The sequence below is a fragment of the Streptomyces camelliae genome (genome assembly GCF_027625935.1).
Lineage (GTDB): Bacteria > Actinomycetota > Actinomycetes > Streptomycetales > Streptomycetaceae > Streptomyces > Streptomyces camelliae.
The window spans coordinates 2,349,445-2,364,395 of record NZ_CP115300.1 but is presented as its reverse complement, the minus strand read 5'-3'; the positions used below and the strand labels follow the sequence as shown (position 1 = coordinate 2,364,395).

The window sequence follows — 14,951 nt, the reverse complement described above, 5'->3', positions numbered from 1 at the left end:
CAGCCACGACAGAAAGGCCCTCTCTCTCATGGACAAGGTCCGCGCGAGCGCCGCCGAGGCGGTCGTCGACATCCCCGACGGCGCGTCGCTGGCCGTCGGCGGCTTCGGCCTCAGCGGCATCCCCGGCGTGCTCATCCAGGCACTCCACGCCCAGGGCACCACCGGCCTGGAGGTCGTGTCGAACAACTGCGGTGTGGACGGGCGCGGACTGGGAGTCCTGCTGGCCGACGGCCGGATCGCCCGTGTCACGGGCAGTTACGTGGGCGAGAACAAGGAGTTCGCCCGTCAGTACCTGTCGGGCGAGCTGGAGGTGGAGCTGGTGCCGCAGGGCACGCTGGCCGAACGGCTGCGCGCCGGGGGAGCGGGCATCCCCGCCTTCTACACCCCGGCAGGGGTGGGCACCCAGGTGGCCAGGGGAGGGCTGCCCTGGCGTTACCGGCCCGACGGCACGGTCGCGGTGGCCTCCCCGCCCAAGGAGACCCGCGACTTCGCGGGCCGCCGTCACGTCCTGGAGCACGGCATCACCACCGACTTCGCCCTCGTACGGGCCTGGCGCGGCGACCGCCACGGGAACCTGGTCTTCCGTAAGTCCGCCGCCAACTTCAACCCGCTGGCCGCGATGGCGGGCAGCATCACCGTCGCCGAGGTGGAGGAGCTCGTCGAGCCGGGCGCGCTGAGCCCGGACGAAATCCACCTGCCGGGCATCTTCGTCCAGCGGATCGTGGTCCTCACCCCGACCGAGGCCGCCGACAAGCAGATCGAGCACCTTTCCATTTCCGCGTCTTCGACACGAGGGGCCGTACGCGCATGAGCACCACCCTGGGAACGCGGCTGGGCTGGACACGGGACCAGATGGCCGCCCGCGCCGCCGCCGAACTCACCGACGGCTCCTACGTCAACCTCGGCATCGGCCTGCCCACCCTCATCCCCGGCCACTTGCCCCCGGACGTCCATGTGGTCCTGCACTCCGAGAACGGCATCCTGGGCACAGGCCCGTACCCGACCGAGGCCGAGGCCGACCCCGACCTGATCAACGCGGGCAAGGAGACCGTCACGGTGCTGCCCGGGGCCTCCTTCTTCGACTCGGCCCTGTCCTTCGGCATGATCCGGGGCGGCCACATCGACACTGCCGTGCTCGGCGCGATGCAGGTCTCCGCCGCAGGCGACCTGGCCAACTGGATGATCCCGGGCAAGATGGTCAAGGGCATGGGCGGCGCGATGGACCTCGTCCACGGCGCCCGCCGCGTCATCGTCCTGATGGAACACACCGCCAAGGACGGCAGCCCGAAGATCCTCACCGAATGCACCCTGCCGCTCACCGGCGAACAGTGCGTCCACCGCATCATCACCGACCTCGGCGTCCTCGACGTCACACCCGAGGGCCTCGCACTCGTGGAATGCGCACCGGATGTCACCGCCGAGGACATCGCCGCCCGCACCGATGCACCTCTGATCCGGAAGTCGTGAACCATGGACGCGTCGGCCGGGCAGGGATCACGGTTACTGCCCGCCCGACGTTCTGCGTCCTGTTCTCACCACCCCTGTCGCTGTTCTTCGCTCAGGGCGCGGGCCACCAGGGCACTGCCCGCCGGATCGTGGTGGGTCAGTACCTCGGTTTCGCCGCCATCCTCGCCGTCGCGGTAGCCGGGGCGTTCGGGGTGACGTTCCTGCCCGAGGCGGCCATCCCGTACCTGGGCCTGCTGCCCCTCGCCCTCGGCATGAAGGCGGCCTGGCGGACAGGGCGGCACGGCGACGACGGTGCCTGGTGGCGCGTCGTCGATCTGCCTGCGGAGGCGGAGCAGGAGGGTGACGCAGAGCAGGCCGGTGCCGTCGACGGTCAGGTCGGCTTCGAGGGGCGGGAACGGCTGATTCATCGGCTGTTCGCCGTCGGCGCGGTGCCGGGGCGCAGGGCCGGGTCCGAGGCCAGGTCCAGGCCGCGGGAGGCCACCAACCGGGCGGTGCCCTCGGCCAGCCGGTAGCACAGGCCCACGACTGCCGTGCGTTCGGCGGCGACCTGGTCGGCCAGTTCCCGGGAGCGTTCCATGAGGAAGTCGACGGTGTGCCGGACATGTGCGGCGATGTAGCCGTCGTCGTCGTTCACGCCGGCGGCCTGAGCGGCCAGTACGCTCGGCGTCACGCGCTCTATCACGTCCCGCAGGTATCCGCGGGCGGTCGTGCCGTCCGCCACGGCGGCGCGGGTTGCCGCGACCGCGCCGCAGGCGTCGTGGCCGAGGACCACGACCAGGGGGCAGCCGAGCACGCTCACCCCGTATTCGATGCTGCCCAGGACCTCTGGTCCCGCCGCGTGGCCGGCGGTGCGGACGACGAACAGGTCGCCCAGCCCCTGGTCGAAGATGATCTCGGCGGCCAGCCGGGAGTCGGAGCAGCCGAGCAGCACCGCGAACGGGCGCTGGGCCGAGGCCAGGTCGGCACGGCGGGCGGCGTCCTGGTGAGGGTGCTGGGACGTACCGGCGGCGAAGCGACGGTTGCCGGCCAGGAGATGGTCGAAGGCGTCGCGCGGGGTTGCCGGGGTGGTGTGACTCATGGCCGCAGGGTACGGCCGGACAAGGCTCGCTGATGCGGTAAGGCTCATTGCGGGCGCGGTGGGTTTTACGTCGTCGGAAGTATCGGCCGCCTTCAGGGATCTGGCCCAGGCCATGATCGCCGTCGGCGCGGTCTCGGCGGTCGCCGCGAAGGCGGCCCGCCGCCGGTGTCGTGTGCCTGAGCAGTTACGACGCGCCGGTGAGGAAGTCGGACGGCTGCAGTCTCGGCAACCGGGCGCTTCTCAACCGGGTTGGCGGGCCGCTTCCTGGCGGAGAGTGCGGATGATCTCGGTGGCGGCTGGTGGGCACGGTCCGGGAAGGCGGGCGAGGACCACCCGCCGGCGTTCAGCGGGGCCGCCCCGGACCTCGACCAGTCGCACGCCGGGTGGGACGGCGTCGGCCAGGCCGGGCGGCACGGTGGTGATACCGCATCCGGCCGCGACCAGTTGCAGCTTGGTCAGCCAATCACGGGCGGTGTGGACGATCCGGGGCCGCCCTGGCGCGCCGGGCCAGACGCCCATTGTCGGCTCGGCGGCGTTCGAGGGACCGGCGATCCAGTCCTGGTCGGCCAGCGCCTCCAACTCCACGGCGTCCTCGGCCGCGAGGGTGCTGCCGGCCGGCACCGCGAGCAGCAGCGTCGTCTCGCTGAGGGTCAGGTGTTCCAGGGGCGGAGCCTGGTCGTCCAGCGGCCGATACGGTGGCCGGGAGGAGAGGATTGCCAGGTCGACGGTGCGCGCCCGTAGCGCCCGAACCAGCGCCGGGGTCGTGGCTTCTCGTGTGGTGACTCTGATACGGGGATGCGTGCGGCGCAGCGTGGCCAGGGCCCGTGGCAGGATCAGCACCCCGGCGCTGGGGAAGGTGCCCAGGCGCACGGTGCCGCGCTCGGGCGGAAGGCCCTTGAGTTCGCGGTCTGCTGCGGCGACTGCGTCAAGCGCCACCACGGCGTGTCGCAGCAGGGTGAGCCCGGCGGCGGTCAGCGTGACACCGCCGGCCTGGCGGTCGAACAGTCGCTGTCCTGTGGCGCGTTCCAGCGCGGCGGCCTGCCGTGAGACGGCGGACTGCGTATAGCCGAGCTCGGTAGCCGCGGCGGTGAAGCTGCCGCGTTCAGCGATCTCGCGCAGCACCCGTAGGCCGGTGAGTGAGGGCTCCATGACGGTCAGGCATACCAGCCATGCCGGACTTTCGCTGGCCGCATGGAGTTGTCCGGACCTAGCGTTGCCGGTGCCGGCCGCGCAGATGAGTGCGACGGCGGATCCCGATACCCGAGGAGACCTGCCATGCCGTTCGTCGAGATCTACCTCCGCAAGGGCAAGACGCCGGAATTCCGCAAGGCCCTGTCCGAGGCAGTGCACGAGTCGATGCGGCAGGTGTTCCAGATCCCCGAGGACGACCTCTTCCACGTCGTGCACGACATGGAGCCCGGCGACATGCTGCAGGCGCCGACGTTCTTCGGTGTCGAGCGCAGCGCCGACTCGGTGATCATCCGGATGACGTTCAACCACCGGCCGCCCGCGCAGAAGGCCGAGCTGTTCGAAGCCGTCGCCGACCGCCTCGTCGAGGCTGTGGGGATGCGCCGCGAGGACGTCCTGCTGACCGTCCTGGAGACCGCCGCGGAGAACTGGTGGGTACAAGGACGGACCATCGATGCTGAGACCGGATTCGACACCCGGATGAGCCCCGAGGCCATGGCCGCCGGCCGGGTCGACTGACGCCGGCACCACTGCCGGGCCGGCACGGGTACGGCGAGGCACTCGGCGCCGGGAGCCCCTGCCCGCCTCGCCCCGGGCGACACGGCCCGGGCCCGCGCCTCGGCCATGGCGCCCACGACGCCTGCCTGGCCACCTTCGGCTCCGACCGCTACCGCGCCGCCGAGGCCCGGGGCTCCTCGACGGCATCGACGGCGCTTGATCGAGCACCTGGCCGCACGCCGCAGGGTTGGTCAAGCAGTCGGCGTGACGCCGACGAACGCGCCGTGGTCCCGGTTCCCCGCGCGGGGGACTGGGACCACGGCGTCCATGCTCTCGTCCGGTCACGCGGGCGGCCGGTTCGGTCCCGGACCTCTGAGGTCAGGCCGTGGCCTCGACCAGCCGCTTCATGCCGGGCTGGTCGGTCACGCAGCCCACCAGGCCGAGTGTCCGGGCCAGCGTCAGGTCGCGCTCGTCGTTGACGGTCCAGGCCATCACGTCGATGCCGGCGGCGCCGCACTTCTCCACGATGGCCCGGTTCACGTGGCGCAGGTCCACGCTGACCAGGGTGGAACCGACCTTCTGAGCGCGGCCGACGAAGGTGTCGCGGTGCGCGCTGGGGCCTGCCACCAGCACGGTGCGGGCCTGTGGCAGCAGGTTGTGGATCTCGGTCAGCGCCACGTCGTGGAACGACAGCACCGAGACCCGGTCCAGCAGGTCGCGGTCGGTGAGCACCTTGGCCAGTGACCGGGCGGCGGCCACGTCCTTGATCTCCGCCTGGATCGGCAGCGTCGGCCCGACGGCGTCCAGCACCTCCCCGAACGTGGGGATGCGCTCGCCGAGGCCGGCGTCGAGCTTCTTGAGCTTCCGCAGCTTCTGGTCGGCGATCGGACCGGAGCCGTTCGTCGTGCGGTCCAGGGTCTCGTCGTGCATGACGACCAGCTCGCCGTCCTTGCTCAGGTGCAGGTCCAGTTCGATGCCGTCCAGCCCCTCGCGTTCGGCCCGCAGGAAGGAGCGCAGGGTGTTCTCCGGCTCGGCGGCCATGACACCGCGGTGGCCGATGGTGAAGAAAGACACTCGGTTGCCGTCCTTGGGTGTGGTGGTCCGGGGCAGCCGCACGAGCGCCGTCCCGCCCGCCGAGCGGCGGGCGACCGCCCGTGGGACGCCCCAGCCTAATGGGCCCGTCCGGCCGCGCGCTCCGGGCCGCCTGGACCCGCACCGGAGCACAGCGCGAGTTGAGGGGGCGAGGCGCTAGGGGGTCGATGTCGAGCAGCTCGGGCGGCGACTACGGGCACGGCATGGCACGGCACTGCCGAGTGTCTTCAAGCACGAACGGCTACGCCGTGCCGCCTGGGCGGGGGACGGATGACAGCCGCCGGAGGGCTCCGCATCGTTCTCGTCGGCGTCGAGTACCGTTCTGGCGTGTCCATGCCTCCGGCGCCGCAGTCGCCGTATCAGACGCCCCTCTCCCCCTGGGGCGCCCCGCTCCCGGCCCCTCCGGAGAAGAGCCGGGTCGGCCTCATGGTCGGGATCATCGGCGGGGTCTTCCTCCTGATCGTGGCTCTCCTGACGACGCTGGTACTGGTCGGAAAGAAGATCGAGAGCGGCTTTCCGCGGGCCGAGTACGCCTTGACCGTGCCCAGGACAGTGCTCGACGGCGATGACGAGCTGACCAGGGACGAGTCCGCGACCCTGGGCAGGGCGATGGAGAGGAGTTGGAGGCACAGCTGGGATGCCGAGGCCGTCCACGGTCTCGTCGCGAGGTACCGCCCGGTCAGCGGCGACCGGGGCGAGCTCACCGTGACCGCCATGTACGGCCGGTTCAGGAACACCGCCGGGGTGCGCGCCCGCGTGCTGGCGGCCAACCGCGCCCGCGCCACCCAGGTGAAGGTGCTCGTGCCCCCGCAGGACGTCACCCCGTCCGGCTCCCGTGTCAGGGTCGACTGCGAGGTGCTGACCCGGACCTGGGGCGACGGGACGAAGCTCACCTACCCGGTCTGCGTCTGGGTGGACGGCAACACCTGGGCCCGGGTGGCGTACATGACCCTCGACACCGCGATGAACGTCGACCTGAAGAACGAGGCCAGGACCACGCTCCGGATCCGCTCCGAGATGGTGAGGCCGATCAGGTGACCGTTCCCGCCGCCCGTGTCCAGCCGCAGCAGGTCAGTGCGGGGGCCGGCGACAGAAACAATCGTCAATTACAAGTTGACGCCGAGGGGTCGTCAATTTACGATTGACGCATGAGCCCACTCGACATCAACCTCGCAGATCTGATCGCCCGTCTCGACGAGGAACTTCCCGGCGCCGACGAACTGGCCCGCATCAGCGAGGCGCGACTTCGCGCCCAGACGCTGTCCGACCTCGGTGACCAGCTCATCGATCACTACGTCAGCAAGGCCAAGCGGAGCGGCGCGTCATGGACCGAGATCGGCGACGCCATCGGGGTGTCCAAACAGGCCGCCCAGCAACGCCACGCGCCCGCCGCGTTCGAGCGGTTCACCAACCTGAACCGGCACAGCATCGTGCTGGCGCAGGAGGCCGCCCGAACCCACAAGCACGACTTCATCGGCACCGAACACATGCTGCTCGGCCTGCTCGGCGAACCGCGGGGCCTGGCGTACGAGGTGCTGGTGGCGAAAGCCGAGTCGGAGCAACGCGTCCGTGACGCGATCGAGGAAGCGATGCCGCCGGCCGGGGAGAAGGCGCTGCGGGGTCACATCGCGTTCCGTCCGGAGAGCAAGGAGGCCATCGAGCTGGCGCGCCGCGCGTCGGCCGACCTCGGTCACGACTGGGTCGGCACGGAACACACGCTGCTGGGTCTGATCCGGGTCGAGGAAAGCCCGGCCGCGCAGATCCTGCGCAACCTCGGCTTCACGTCGGACGAGCTGCATGAGACGGTCAAGACCGCGATCGCCGAACGGCTCGCCGTGCGCGACGAGCAGTAACGAAACGATCAGTCGCCGCGCAGGACCGAACCGCCACAGGCTTGCCACCCGCCATCGCCAAAAGCCTTGCGGTGCCCGGTGATGGCCGACGAACGTCAGGCCGGTGCACCGGGCAGGGCGCCCTGTCCGGTGACCGCGTTGCGGTTCAGCAGTGCTGCGCACCACCCCGTCGATCGCGACGACCGGCGCGCCTGAGCGCGCCAGGTGACGGGAGAAGAGGGCCGACAGGGTCGTCTTGCCGCCCACTTCCTGTATTGAAAATGGGTGCCATGAGCATTAGGTTGGGGCTGCGGCCGGACGCTGTCAAATCGGCAGAGCCTCAACTCGTCGACTGCTACAGCGTTTTGGGATGCCCATACGGAGGGGGAGCGGAGATGAGCGATGCCGCAGCCGCGCTCCTGGAAGGATCAGGTCAGTCCCACTGCTGGTCGGCGAGAGAGCTGACCGGCTGCGGCTTGCCGATGACGGCCAGGGCGATGAAGAAGCTGATCTGGCCGATCGCGATGGTGAGGGTGGCCAGCGCCTTCTCGTCGTAGTGCTTCGCGACCTCGGCGTACAGTTCGTCGGAGACGCGCTCCTTGCCCTGCGGCGCGGGCTGGAGGGTGGCCTCCACCAAGGCCAGGGCGGCACGTTCGGCGTCGCTGAAGTACGAGGCGTCCTGCCAGGACGAGACGGCGGTGATGCGCTCCTCGGACACCCCGGCCTTTCGCAGGAAGCCGGTGTTCAGGATCGTCAGATAGGTGTTGCCGACGATCTGCCCAGCACGCAGGTGGACAAGGCTCATCGTGGTGCGCGGCACCGAGCGGTTGCCGGTGGCCCTGAACAGAGCGGCGCTGATGTCGTTCAGCTCGGGTACGAACTCGGCCGGGTTCGGCATCCGGGAGATCGAGGTGTCCGTCACGACTGCACTCCTTCGCATCAACCTGATCAACAACTTCACCGCACTGACGAACCGGCTCACCAGGATGTGACAGGCACCCGGAAAAATTCTTTCCCGGCACGCTCCGGGCCTGGTCAGGGCGGTGCGTTCCGGGACAAGAGGGCGGCACGAACTCCGGCGCAGGCCTGAGGCCGTGATCTCGGCCGTACGACGGGCGGCGCCGCCGGAGTCCGTCAACGGCGGCGGCACCGGTCGTCTGGAGACCACGGCCTCCGAACCGCCGTCACCGACCTCGGCGCGGGCTCGGGCCTCTACGGGCCCGTCCTCTTCGACACCTGCCGAGGCTTCCTGCCCCGGCCGCCATGTTCTTGCGGTTCACCCGCCTCGAAGGCGCCGGCGAGGTCCAGACCCCGCTCACGGCCCTGACGCCGCGCACCTCACCGACGGACCATCGCCGGTCCGCCGGCACGTCGACCACGGCCGCTACGCGTTCGGGTCCGTGCTCCAGGTCGGCCATCACGGCGTCGATGGTGTCGACGAGCGGGGCGATGCCGACGTGTTCGGCGTCCATCGCGTCCAGCAGGGCCGGATCCCATGACGTCCTCAGGAGTTCGCCGATCCCGCCGATCCCGCCGATCCCGCCGATCCCGCCGAACCCTCCGTACCCCCCTCGAACGCGGCCAGGATCCGTTCCGCCGCCAGGGTTGCCGTCAACGTGCCCTCCCTGACCCGCTGTTCCAGGCCCGGCGCAGCCGCCCGTACCGCCGGAGCCGCGTGCAGGCGGCCGAGGAGTTCGTCGCGGACCATCGACCAGGTCCACTCCACCTGCTGGTCGCGGCGCTTGGCGGTGAGGCGGCCGGTGGAGTCCAGCAGGGTCCGGTGCTGCTCCAGGCGTTCCCACACCGTGTCCAGACCCGTGGACTCGCGGGCGCTGCAGTGCAGGACCGGCGGGGTCCAGAAAGCGTCCTTGCCGTGCATCAGGCGCAGGGCGCCGGTCAACTCCCGCGCGGCTGCCCGCGCGTCCCGCTCGTGGGGTCCGTCCGCCTTGTTGACGGCGATGACGTCGGCCAGTTCCAGGACGCCCTTCTTGATGCCCTGGAGCTGGTCGCCGGTGCGGGCGAGGGTCAGGAGCAGGAAGGTGTCGACCATGTCCGCGACCGTGGTCTCCGACTGGCCCACACCCACCGTCTCCACGAGGATCACGTCGTAGCCGGCCGCCTCCATCACGACCATCGACTCCCGGGTGGCCTTCGCGACCCCGCCCAGTGTGCCCGCGCTGGGGGAGGGGCGGACGAAGGCTGCCGGGTCCACCGACAGGCGCTCCATTCTGGTCTTGTCCCCCAGGATGGAGCCGCCCGTGCGGGTCGAGGAAGGGTCGACCGCGAGGACCGCGACCCGGTGGCCCAGTGACGTCAGCATCGTGCCGAACGCGTCGATGAACGTCGACTTGCCGACACCCGGCACCCCGCTCACACCGATCCGGCGTGCCCGGCCGCTGTGCGGCAGGAGCTGCGTCAGCAACTGCTGTGCCAGGACGCGGTGTTGGGGGCGAGTGGACTCCACCAGGGTGATGGCGCGGGCCACCAGTGCCCGCCTGCCGTCCAGCACGCCCTTCACATACGTGTCGAGATCGATCGATGCCACCCCGAGAGCCTCCGCTACAGCTCGTGGCCCAGGTCGGCCGACAGCCGCTTCACCAGGTCGTACGCCGCGTCCGGGATCACCGTCCCGGGCCCGAATACGGCCGCCGCGCCCATCTCCAGCAGCGTCGGCACGTCCTGCGGCGGGATCACTCCGCCGACGACGACCGTGATGTCCTCGCGGCCTTCCTCCGCCAGCTTCTCCCGCAGCGCCGGGACCAGGGTCAGGTGGCCGGCCGCCAGGGAGGACACCCCGACCACGTGGACGTCGGCCTCGACCGCCTGGCGGGCGACCTCCTCCGGCGTCTGGAACAGCGGGCCGACGTCGACGTCGAAGCCGAGGTCGGCGAAGGCGGTCGCGATCACCTTCTGGCCGCGGTCGTGGCCGTCCTGGCCCATCTTGGCGACCAGGATGCGCGGCCGCCGCCCCTCGGCCTCCTCGAAGGCGTCCACCAGGGCACGGGTGCGGTCGACGTTCGGGGACTCGCCTGCTTCGTTGCGGTACACCCCGGAGATCGTACGGATCTGGCTCGCGTGCCGGCCGTACACCTTCTCCAGAGCGTCCGAGATCTCGCCGACCGTCGCCTTGGCGCGGGCCGCGCGCACGGCCAGTTCCAGCAGGTTTCCGGTGCCCTCGGCGGCCCGGGTGAGGGCGTCGAGCGCGTCCTGGCAGGCCGTCTCGTCCCGTTCCGCCCGCAGCCGGCGCAGCTTCTCGATCTGCTGGGCGCGTACGGCCGAGTTGTCGACCTTGAGGACCTCGATCTGCTCGTCGTTCGCGACCCGGTACTTGTTCACGCCGATCACCGGCTGGCGGCCGGAGTCGATGCGGGCCTGGGTGCGGGCCGCGGCCTCCTCGACGCGGAGCTTCGGGATGCCCGCGTCGATGGCCTGGGCCATGCCGCCCGCCTGCTCGACCTCCTGGATGTGCTGCCAGGCCTTGCGGGCGAGGTCGTAGGTGAGCCGTTCGACGTACGCGCTGCCGCCCCAGGGGTCGATGACCCGGGTCGTGCCCGACTCCTGCTGGATGAGCAGCTGGGTGTTGCGGGCGATGCGCGCGGAGAAGTCCGTCGGCAGGGCGAGGGCCTCGTCCAGGGCGTTGGTGTGCAGCGACTGGGTGTGACCCTGGGTCGCCGCCATCGCCTCCACGGCCGTACGCGTGACGTTGTTGAACACGTCCTGCGCGGTCAGCGACCAGCCCGAGGTCTGGGAATGGGTGCGCAGCGAGAGGGACTTGGTGTTCTTCGGGTCGAACTGCGACACCAGCTTGGCCCACAGCAGCCGGGCCGCGCGGAGCTTGGCGATCTCCATGAAGAAGTTCATGCCGATCGCCCAGAAGAAGGACAGGCGCGGGGCGAACGCGTCCACGTCCAGGCCCGCCTCACGTCCCGCGCGGATGTACTCCACGCCGTCCGCGAGGGTGTACGCCAGCTCCAGGTCGGCCGTCGCGCCCGCCTCCTGGATGTGGTAGCCGGAGATGGAGATGGAGTTGTAGCGGGGCATCCGCTGCGAGGTGTACGCGAAGATGTCGGAGATGATCCGCATCGACGGCTTCGGCGGATAGATGTAGGTGTTGCGGACCATGAACTCCTTGAGGATGTCGTTCTGGATGGTCCCGGCCAGCTTCTCGGGCGGTACGCCCTGTTCCTCCGCCGCCACGATGTACAGCGCCAGCACCGGCAGCACGGCGCCGTTCATCGTCATCGACACCGTCATCCGGTCCAGCGGGATGCCGTCGAAGAGCCGGCGCATGTCGAGAATCGAGTCGATGGCCACGCCCGCCATGCCGACGTCACCGGTCACGCGCGGGTGGTCGCTGTCGTAACCCCGGTGCGTGGGCAGGTCGAAGGCGACGGACAGGCCCTTCTGACCGGCCGCCAGGTTGCGCCGGTAGAACGCGTTGGACTCCTCGGCGGTGGAGAAGCCCGCGTACTGGCGGATCGTCCAGGGCTGGTTGACGTACATCGTCGGGTACGGGCCGCGCAGATACGGCGCCATGCCCGGGTAGGTGCCCAGGAAGTCCAGGCCCTCCAGGTCACGGCCGGTGTAGAGCGGCTTGACCCCGATGCCCTCCGGGGTCTCCCACAGCGGCGCTTCGCCGCCGGCCGCCCGCTCGACGGCCGCCTGCCACTCCTCGGCGCTGCCGTCGGCGGCCGGGGTGCCCAGCTCGATGCCGGAGAAGTCGGGGATTCCCATCAGGACACTCCCATGCGGTCGAGGGTCGAGGACAGGATGTCCACGGCGTCGCAGCCCGTGAAGACATACGCGTCGATGCCGGCGTAGTCGCCCCGGCCGGCGAGGAACACCTGCCGGGCGCCGGCCGCGCGCAGCGACGCGGCGGTCTGCTCGGCCTGTTCGGCGTACCGGCCGTCGCCGGCGCACAGTACGGCCTCGGTGGCGCCGCTCTCCTCGAAGCTTCCCTCGGTGACCGGCTCGATGCCGCCCGCCTGGAAGAGGTTGGCGGCGAAGGTCGCGCGCGCGGTGTACTCGGCGGCCGGGCCGAGGGTGGCGAGGTAGATCCGGGGGCGGGCGCCGGTCGTCGCGAAGTGGGCGTCGGAGCGGGCGCGCAGCTCCTCGTACGCCTCGTCGCGGCGCACCCGGGGCAGTCCGCCGGACGGCGGCTCGGGCGCGGGCGCGCGCTCCACGGGCTTCTCCGACAGCAGCGGGAACTCACTGACGCCGGTGATGGGTTCGCGGCGCCTGGCGAGCTTCTTGGAACGCTCCGCCCAGGTCGTCGCGAGGTCGGTGCGCAGCCGGCCGGAGCGCAGCACGGCCGCCTGGCCGCCGTCGCGCTCGATCGACCGGAAGAACTCCCAGGCGGACCGGGCGAGTTCGTCGGTCAGCGTCTCGACGTACCAGGAACCGCCCGCCGGGTCGATGACCCGGGCCAGATGCGACTCCTCCACCAGGATGGTCGACGTGTTGCGGGCGATACGGCGGGCGAACGCGTCGGGCAGGCCGAGCGCGTGGTCGAACGGCAGCACGGTGACGGAGTCGGCGCCGCCCACCCCGGCGGCCAGTGTCGCGACCGTCGTGCGGAGCATGTTCACCCAGGGGTCGCGGCGGCTCATCATCACCGGCGAGGTCACCACGTGCTGCACCTGGGCGCCGGGCGCGCCGCAGACTTCCGCGACCCGGGCCCACAGCCGGCGCGCGGCGCGCAGCTTGGCGATGGTCAGGAACTGGTCGGCGGTGGCCGCGTAGCGGAACTCCAGCTGGGCGGCGGCCTGTTCGACGCCGAGGCCGGCCTCGGTCAGCTCGCGGAGGTAGGCCACGCCGGTGGCGAGGGAGGTGCCCAGCTCCTGCGCGGCCGAGCCGCCCGCCTCGTGGTACGGGAGCGCGTCGACGGTGAGGGCGCGCAGGCCCGGGTACCGCTCGGCGCAGCGCGCGGCCAGGGCGGCGTACGGCGCGAAGCCGAGGGCGGTACCGGTGCGGGCCTCGTAGCCGAGCGGGTCGCCGCCCAGGTTGCCGCGTACGGCCTCGCAGGCCACGCCCTTCTCGGCGTACAGCGCCAGCAGTGCCTCGGCGGCGGCCTCGGTGTCGCGGCCCGCGTCGAGGACGACCGGCGCCAGGTCGAGGTAGACACCGTCGAGGGCGCGGGGCAGGTCGGCGACCGGGAAGCCGCCCTCGCCGAGCACCAGCCACAGGGAGGTGCCGCCGTTCTCCAGGTCGGTCAGCACGGCGGCCGCTGTGTCGACGGGTGCCGCGTGCCGCTGCCGTACGTCCCAGCCGCCGGCGATGCTGCCCTCGGGGCGGCCGCCGCGCACATACGGGGCGAAGCCGGGCAGGCCGGCGTCGGGCGCGGCATCGCGCGCGGTGTAGAGGGGCCGGGTGCGCAGCCCGTCCTCCAGCGTCGTGGACAGGGCGTCCTCAGCTGCCGTGCCCGAGACTTCCTTGCCCGACTTGCGCAGTACGCCCTCGACCAGGCGTTGCCACTGCTCGTGCGTCGCGTCAGGGAACTCGGCGGCCAGTGAGAGCCCGTCGTCAGGCAGGACCGTCATGCTCGGATGCTAGGGCAGGGGGCTCAAGTGAGGGTGAAGTGCGGGCTGTGAGGTTTCCCTCCTTAGACCTGTGACCTGCGCCTCTCGTTCGGCAGTCGACGACTTTTCAGTCCTCTGTGTCCGCTACGTCCGGTACGAGCGCGCACATCGCCGCGCGCTGCTCGGTGCCCATCGAGTCGGCGAGGGCCTGCCGGACGGTCCCGGCGAGCAGGGTGGACGTCTCGCGCAGCAGCTCGCGCGCCTTGTCGGTGAGGGCGACCTCCACGCCCCGCTTGTCGCCGCACACGGAGCGGCGGCTGACCAGACCGGACCGCTGGAGGCAGGCGATCTGGTAGGTGAGCCGGGTCTTGGGGCGGCCGAGGAGGTCGGCGACCTGGGTCATGCGCAGTCCGGTGCGCGGCCGTTCGGCCAGCAGGCACAGGATCAGGAACTCGTCGTGGGAGACGTCGAGGGTCTCCTTCACGACCGTACGCATCCGCTGCTCCACCGCGCCGGTCGCCGCCAGCAGCACCATCCACGCGCGCAGCTCGTCCGGGAGCAGCCGCTCACCGCTCTCGGCCGAGGGACATGCGGGCTGGTCGGAGAGGGGTGCGTCGCCGGCTGTCATGGAGGAAGTCTACCTGTTGTGCAAATTTGGACGACTGGGTTGTTCAAAATTGGATGAGCGGCTAGCGTGGGGTTCGGCAGTTGTCCAAATTTGAATCACAAGTCGGGAGCACGATCATGACCGTCGCCGTGGAAACCGGTACCTGGCAGCTCGACCCCAGCGCGTCCACCGTGGCGCTGCGGCACAAAACCATGTGGGGCCTGGTCACCGTGAAGGGCGCGTTCACCGCGATCAGCGGCGGGGGCGAGGTGCACCCCGACGGCTCGGCCAGCGGCACCGTGACCCTGGACGCCGCCTCCCTGGACACCAAGCACACCAAGCGGGACACCCACCTGCGCTCGGCGGACTTCTTCGACACCGACCGGCACCCGGAGATCACCTTCGCCGTCCGCGGCGCCGACCGCCTCGACGCCGACGGCGTGCGGGTCACCGGTCAGCTGACCGTACGGGGCATCAGCCGGCCGCAGACCTTCACCGCGCGCCTGGCCTCGGCGGCGGGCGACGGGGTCACCCTGGAGGCCGAGTTCGCCGTGGACCGCGAGCAGTTCGGCATGGGCTGGAACCAGCTCGGCATGATGCGCGGCCTGACCACGGTGACGGCCACGCTGCGCTTCACGCGGACGCCGGCCTGAGGCTCCCGGGAAGCCCGA

The 14,951-nt window shown here is 71.0% G+C and carries 15 protein-coding genes; 6 read left to right on the top strand and 9 right to left on the bottom strand.

Going from position 1 to position 14,951, the window contains the following annotated elements; genetic code table 11:
- The first annotated feature begins 28 nt into the window (after window positions 1-28).
- Both O1G22_RS10640 and O1G22_RS10635 read left to right on the top strand, forming a co-directional pair.
- Window positions 29-811 carry a CoA transferase subunit A gene (locus O1G22_RS10640; protein WP_270081134.1) on the top strand — a complete coding sequence of 261 codons (783 nt, stop codon included), beginning with the start codon at window positions 29-31 and terminating at the stop codon, window positions 809-811.
- 20 nt (window positions 812-831) lie between these two features.
- Complete coding sequence (locus O1G22_RS10635; protein ID WP_270086385.1) at window positions 832-1,467, top strand: CoA transferase subunit B; 636 nt, start codon at window positions 832-834, stop codon at window positions 1,465-1,467.
- A gap of 65 nt (window positions 1,468-1,532) precedes the next feature.
- Here the strand turns inward: O1G22_RS10635 and O1G22_RS44835 are convergent, their stop codons facing one another.
- From O1G22_RS44835 to O1G22_RS10620, 3 genes are all read right to left on the bottom strand, one after another.
- A complete protein-coding gene (locus tag O1G22_RS44835; protein ID WP_428986345.1) occupies window positions 1,533-1,874 on the bottom strand; it encodes a hypothetical protein in 342 nt (113 codons plus the stop codon).
- Window positions 1,871-2,545, bottom strand: coding sequence for a carbonic anhydrase (locus O1G22_RS10625; RefSeq protein ID WP_270081132.1), 675 nt, complete (start codon window positions 2,543-2,545; stop codon window positions 1,871-1,873). The genes O1G22_RS44835 and O1G22_RS10625 overlap by 4 nt, the downstream gene beginning before the upstream one ends.
- A gap of 240 nt (window positions 2,546-2,785) precedes the next feature.
- A complete protein-coding gene (locus tag O1G22_RS10620; RefSeq protein WP_270081131.1) occupies window positions 2,786-3,694 on the bottom strand; it encodes a LysR family transcriptional regulator in 909 nt (302 codons plus the stop codon).
- Between the two features lie 126 nt (window positions 3,695-3,820).
- On the opposite strand from O1G22_RS10620, the gene O1G22_RS10615 reads away from it, so the two are divergent.
- Window positions 3,821-4,252, top strand: coding sequence for a tautomerase family protein (locus tag O1G22_RS10615; protein ID WP_270081130.1), 432 nt, complete (start codon window positions 3,821-3,823; stop codon window positions 4,250-4,252).
- Window positions 4,253-4,609: 357 nt separating this feature from the next.
- Here O1G22_RS10615 and O1G22_RS10610 read toward each other — a convergent pair whose 3' ends face one another.
- Window positions 4,610-5,305, bottom strand: coding sequence for a glycerophosphodiester phosphodiesterase (locus tag O1G22_RS10610; RefSeq protein WP_270081129.1), 696 nt, complete (start codon window positions 5,303-5,305; stop codon window positions 4,610-4,612).
- 345 nt (window positions 5,306-5,650) lie between these two features.
- On the opposite strand from O1G22_RS10610, the gene O1G22_RS10605 reads away from it, so the two are divergent.
- Window positions 5,651-6,361: a hypothetical protein gene (locus tag O1G22_RS10605; protein ID WP_270081128.1), complete on the top strand. Its 711-nt coding sequence runs from the start codon at window positions 5,651-5,653 to the stop codon at window positions 6,359-6,361.
- Between the two features lie 110 nt (window positions 6,362-6,471).
- Window positions 6,472-7,176, top strand: a complete 705-nt coding sequence (locus O1G22_RS10600) for a Clp protease N-terminal domain-containing protein (protein ID WP_270081127.1) — start codon at window positions 6,472-6,474, stop codon at window positions 7,174-7,176.
- Between the two features lie 412 nt (window positions 7,177-7,588).
- Here O1G22_RS10600 and O1G22_RS10595 read toward each other — a convergent pair whose 3' ends face one another.
- The 5 genes from O1G22_RS10595 to O1G22_RS10570 all read right to left on the bottom strand — a co-directional run bounded on the left by O1G22_RS10595 (window position 7,589) and on the right by O1G22_RS10570 (window position 14,301).
- On the bottom strand, window positions 7,589-8,095 hold the full coding sequence (locus O1G22_RS10595; protein WP_270081126.1) for a carboxymuconolactone decarboxylase family protein: 507 nt from the start codon (window positions 8,093-8,095) through the stop codon (window positions 7,589-7,591).
- Window positions 8,096-8,659: 564 nt separating this feature from the next.
- Window positions 8,660-9,700 (bottom strand): methylmalonyl Co-A mutase-associated GTPase MeaB, encoded by a 1,041-nt coding sequence (meaB, locus tag O1G22_RS10585; RefSeq protein WP_270081125.1) that lies wholly within the window; start codon window positions 9,698-9,700, stop codon window positions 8,660-8,662.
- 14 nt (window positions 9,701-9,714) lie between these two features.
- Entirely contained in the window at window positions 9,715-11,889 is a 2,175-nt protein-coding gene (gene scpA / locus O1G22_RS10580) for a methylmalonyl-CoA mutase (RefSeq protein WP_270081124.1), read from the bottom strand.
- Complete coding sequence (locus O1G22_RS10575) at window positions 11,889-13,694, bottom strand: methylmalonyl-CoA mutase family protein (RefSeq protein ID WP_270081123.1); 1,806 nt, start codon at window positions 13,692-13,694, stop codon at window positions 11,889-11,891. The genes scpA and O1G22_RS10575 overlap by 1 nt, the downstream gene beginning before the upstream one ends.
- Window positions 13,695-13,800: 106 nt before the next feature.
- Window positions 13,801-14,301 (bottom strand): MarR family winged helix-turn-helix transcriptional regulator, encoded by a 501-nt coding sequence (locus O1G22_RS10570; protein ID WP_270081122.1) that lies wholly within the window; start codon window positions 14,299-14,301, stop codon window positions 13,801-13,803.
- A gap of 116 nt (window positions 14,302-14,417) precedes the next feature.
- Here O1G22_RS10570 and O1G22_RS10565 point away from each other — a divergent pair, with 116 nt between their 5' ends.
- Window positions 14,418-14,933, top strand: coding sequence for a YceI family protein (locus tag O1G22_RS10565; protein WP_270081121.1), 516 nt, complete (start codon window positions 14,418-14,420; stop codon window positions 14,931-14,933).
- The last annotated feature ends 18 nt before the right edge of the window (window positions 14,934-14,951 follow it).